This window comes from Rathayibacter sp. AY2B7, from assembly GCF_002931635.1.
Taxonomy (GTDB): Bacteria; Actinomycetota; Actinomycetes; order Actinomycetales; family Microbacteriaceae; genus Rathayibacter.
On the sequence record NZ_PSUC01000159.1, the window covers coordinates 1 to 4,769 of the forward strand.

The window sequence follows — 4,769 nt, forward strand, 5'->3', positions numbered from 1 at the left end:
CGCGAACACCTCGCCGCGCGGCGAGAAGGCGATGACGAGCATCCAGTACAGCGGGAAGAACACGATCGCCGAGGCGACGATCGCGACGACCAGGCGGACCGGACGGGGGCGGACCGGGACGCGGTGGCCGACGCCCCAAAGCGCCGAAGCACGACGGGACACGGGGCTCGAGGCTCGGAGCTCCGGGACACGGGGCTCGGAGCTCGGGGCTCGGAGCTCGGAGCTCGGAGCTCGGAGCTCGAGGCTCGACGAAGCGCCAACGCGCCGACGGACCTCGCGGCGCCGGAGGTGCGAGAGCGCGAGGGCGCCTGGTCGTGTCCAGGCACGGCGATGCACCGCCTCGCGGCCGACGGAGTGTCGGATCGCCCGGCAGGTCGGGCTGCGGATCAGAACGGCGGAGACGCGTCCACGAACCGCGGCCGCGTCGGCGCCAGCACCGAGGGCGACGCCCGAGGTGACGACGGTCGCGATGACCACAACTGCGAGGACGAGGATCGTGGTGGCAGCAGGTGCGGCTGCTGTTCCGGCTCCCGCTGCGGCTCCGGCTCCGGCTCCGGCTGCGGCTGCGGCTCCGGCTCCGGCTCTTCTGCCGACAGCGGCGTCGGTCGTCGCGTGGGCGGCAGCGGAGCCCCGGGCAGCGCCCGCGGTCGGTCGGTGATCCGACGGCCGGTGGGGGTCGTCCAGACGACGGTGCCGTCCGGATGGAGGGAGTAGGTCCAGCGGTCGCCGTGGCGGACGTGGTGGTGCGCGACGCAGAGCGAGGCCAGGTTGCCGAGGGCGGTCTCGCCTCCGTTCCGCCACTCGAGGGTGTGATCGGCCTCCGCCGTCGACGCCGCGCGGGTGCAGCCGGGGAACCGGCAGGTCCGGTCGCGCAGCTGCAGTTGGAGGCGCATCCGAGGGGGTGGGACGCGGAGGGTCCTGCCGACCGACGTCACCACTCCCGTGTCCGGATCGGTCAGCACCCGCGTGAAGGTGGCCGCCGTGCGCACGAGCTCCCGGGCGACGTCGGCGGGGACCAGACCGTAGCCGTCGAGTTCGGCCGGTGCGTCGTCGAGGCCGACTGCGGTGCTGGCGGCCAGGGTGAGGCGCACGTCGGCGCGGACTCCGGAGACGGAGGCGGGAATTCCGGAGACCGAGGCGTGGATTCCGGAGACCGAGGCGGAGACCGCGCTCGCTCCTTCTCCCGAGGATCCGTCTGCGGAGATGTCGCCGTCGATGAGCAGATCGACGAGGGCGTCGGCCCGCAGCTGTGCGAGCGTCCGGCCGTCGCCGAGGGAGATGTCGGCGTCTCCACCGGCGCCGCCACCCGTCTCCGCGCCGAGCTCGGCACCAGCACCAGCACCAGCACCAGCACCAGCACCAGCACCAGCACCAGCACCAGCGTCCGTCCGCGCGCCGACTGCCACCGGAGCATCGCCACGGGCACCAGCACCGCTCTGTGCAGTCGCACTCGCACTCGCACTCGCACTCGCACTCGCACTTGCACCTGCACCTGCACCTGCACCTGCACCTGCACCTGCACCTGCACCTGCACCGAGCCCGATCCCCGCCGCGTCCGCCCCGTCGCGGAGCGAGCGGGCGATTCGGTCGAGACGGTTGTAGGCGCCGACCGCGACCGGGGCCGGCAGCAGGGCGCAGAGCGTGGCCATGCCGTCGGCCTCGGCGCCGAGCCACACGCTGCGGTCCTCGCGGGCACGGGCGTGGCGCTCGGTGAACGGCTGCTCGTGCAGCTCGTCGCGCAACCGCGCCACGGTCCGGCGGAGCTGGGTGGGCGTCTGCGTGAGCGCCGCGGCGGCCGCCCGCTCGTCGAAGGACGCGCGCGACGGAGCGGGGAGGGTCGCGGCGGCGGCGCAGACGACCTCGCCGGCCTCCCAGAGGATCCGGGCCTCGGCCAGGAGGGGGCGGGTCGCCGGGAGATCCTCGATGAGGAGCCGAGCGTGCTCGAGACGTCGAGACGCCGCGCGCTCCGACATCCCGAGCGCCGTCGCGAACTCGGCTCGGATCGAGCGCTCCACGAGGTCACCCGCCTCGCTCCGGGAGAGACGGCTCCCCCGCGCGAACGACCCCGGGACGAGCAGCGCCGCCCGGTACGCCGTGTGCAGGGCGACGGCCCCCGCGAGCAGCATCGGTGCCGAGGAGCGGGCGAGCCCCGCCGCGAGACCGGCGAGCGCGCGCACCGCGTCGAGCGTCCGCGCCGTCTCGACCGCCTGCACCGCCTCGACCGCCTGCACCGCCTCGACCGTCTGCACCGCGTCACCCGAACTTCTCATACGTGTATTGAATCAGCGACCACCGACATCGGGCCGGGGTCCATGACCAGGATCGGGACAACGGAGCCGTTACCCCGCCTGTGGAGGGAGGACCGGCGGCGAGCGCGGGCTCGCACATCGCTGTCCGCGCGATTCCTGAGCCGAGCCACCAGCCCGCGCCGCCCGCCCCGCTCGAACCCGGGCCGCTCGAACCCGGCCCGATGTCGGTGGTCGCTGATTCAATACACGTATGAGAAGTTCGGGTGACGCGGTGCAGACGGTCGAGGCGGTGCAGGCGGTCGAGGCGGTGCAGGCGGTCGAGACGGCGCGGACGCTCGACGCGGTGCGCGCGCTCGCCGGTCTCGCGGCGGGGCTCGCCCGCTCCTCGGCACCGATGCTGCTCGCGGGGGCCGTCGCCCTGCACACGGCGTACCGGGCGGCGCTGCTCGTCCCGGGGTCGTTCGCGCGGGGGAGCCGTCTCTCCCGGAGCGAGGCGGGTGACCTCGTGGAGCGCTCGATCCGAGCCGAGTTCGCGACGGCGCTCGGGATGTCGGAGCGCGCGGCGTCTCGACGTCTCGAGCACGCTCGGCTCCTCATCGAGGATCTCCCGGCGACCCGCACCCTCCTGGCCGAGGCCCGGATCCTCTGGGAGGCCGGCGAGGTCGTCTGCGCCGCCGCCGCGACCCTCCCCGCTCCGTCGCGCGCGTCCTTCGACGAGCGGGCGGCCGCCGCGGCGCTCACGCAGACGCCCACCCAGCTCCGCCGGACCGTGGCGCGGTTGCGCGACGAGCTGCACGAGCAGCCGTTCACCGAGCGCCACGCCCGTGCCCGCGAGGACCGCAGCGTGTGGCTCGGCGCCGAGGCGGACGGCATGGCCACGCTCTGCGCCCTGCTGCCGGCCCCGGTCGCGGTCGGCGCCTACAACCGTCTCGACCGAATCGCCCGCTCGCTCCGCGACGGGGCGGACGCGGCGGGGATCGGGCTCGGTGCAGGTGCAGGTGCAGGTGCAGGTGCAGGTGCAGGTGCAGGTGCAGGTGCAAGTGCGAGTGCGAGTGCGAGTGCGAGTGCGAGTGCGACTGCACAGAGCGGTGCTGGTGCCCGTGGCGATGCTCCGGTGGCAGTCGGCGCGCGGACGGACGCTGGTGCTGGTGCTGGTGCTGGTGCTGGTGCTGGTGCTGGTGCTGGTGCTGGTGCCGAGCTCGGCGCGGAGACGGGTGGCGGCGCCGGTGGAGACGCCGACATCTCCCTCGGCGACGGCCGGACGCTCGCACAGCTGCGGGCCGACGCCCTCGTCGATCTGCTCATCGACGGCGACATCTCCGCAGACGGATCCTCGGGAGAAGGAGCGAGCGCGGTCTCCGCCTCGGTCTCCGGAATCCACGCCTCGGTCTCCGGAATTCCCGCCTCCGTCTCCGGAGTCCGCGCCGACGTGCGCCTCACCCTGGCCGCCAGCACCGCAGTCGGCCTCGACGACGCACCGGCCGAACTCGACGGCTACGGTCTGGTCCCCGCCGACGTCGCCCGGGAGCTCGTGCGCACGGCGGCCACCTTCACGCGGGTGCTGACCGATCCGGACACGGGAGTGGTGACGTCGGTCGGCAGGACCCTCCGCGTCCCACCCCCTCGGATGCGCCTCCAACTGCAGCTGCGCGACCGGACCTGCCGGTTCCCCGGCTGCACCCGCGCGGCGTCGACGGCGGAGGCCGATCACACCCTCGAGTGGCGGAACGGAGGCGAGACCGCCCTCGGCAACCTGGCCTCGCTCTGCGTCGCGCACCACCACGTCCGCCACGGCGACCGCTGGACCTACTCCCTCCATCCGGACGGCACCGTCGTCTGGACGACCCCCACCGGCCGTCGGATCACCGACCGACCGCGGGCGCTGCCCGGGGCTCCGCTGCCGCCCACGCGACGACCGACGCCGCTGTCGGCAGAAGAGCCGGAGCCGGAGCCGCAGCCGCAGCCGGAGCCGGAGCCGGAGCCGCAGCGGGAGCCGGAACAGCAGCCGCACCTGCTGCCACCACGATCCTCGTCCTCGCAGTTGTGGTCATCGCGACCGTCGTCACCTCGGGCGTCGCCCTCGGTGCTGGCGCCGACGCGGCCGCGGTTCGTGGACGCGTCTCCGCCGTTCTGATCCGCAGCCCGACCTCCCGGGCGATCCGACACTCCGTCGGCCGCGAGGCGGTGCATCGCCCTGCCTGGACACCACCAGGCGCCCTCGCGCTCTCGCCCCTCCGGCGCCGCGAGGTCCGTCGGCGCGTTGGCGCTTCGTCGAGCCTCGAGCTCCGAGCTCCGAGCTCCGAGCTCCGAGCCCCGAGCTCCGAGCCCCGTGTCCCGGAGCTCCGAGCCTCGAGCCCCGTGTCCCGTCGTGCTTCGGCGCTTTGGGGCGTCGGCCACCGCGTCCCGGTCCGCCCCCGTCCGGTCCGCCTGGTCGTCGCGATCGTCGCCTCGGCGATCGTGTTCTTCCCGCTGTACTGGATGCTCGTCATCGCCTTCTCGCCGCGCGGCGAGGTGTTCGCG

The 4,769-nt window shown here is 74.3% G+C and carries 2 protein-coding genes; one reads left to right on the top strand and one right to left on the bottom strand.

All coding sequences use genetic code 11. From position 1 onward, the window contains the following. Positions 1-386 precede the first annotated feature (386 nt). Positions 387-2,270, bottom strand: a complete 1,884-nt coding sequence (locus C5C27_RS18790; protein WP_146079730.1) for an HNH endonuclease signature motif containing protein — start codon at positions 2,268-2,270, stop codon at positions 387-389. A 229-nt stretch (positions 2,271-2,499) separates the two neighbouring features. Here C5C27_RS18790 and C5C27_RS18795 point away from each other — a divergent pair, with 229 nt between their 5' ends. Continuing rightward, positions 2,500-4,383, top strand: coding sequence for an HNH endonuclease signature motif containing protein (locus C5C27_RS18795; RefSeq protein ID WP_104314951.1), 1,884 nt, complete (start codon positions 2,500-2,502; stop codon positions 4,381-4,383). The last annotated feature ends 386 nt before the right edge of the window (positions 4,384-4,769 follow it).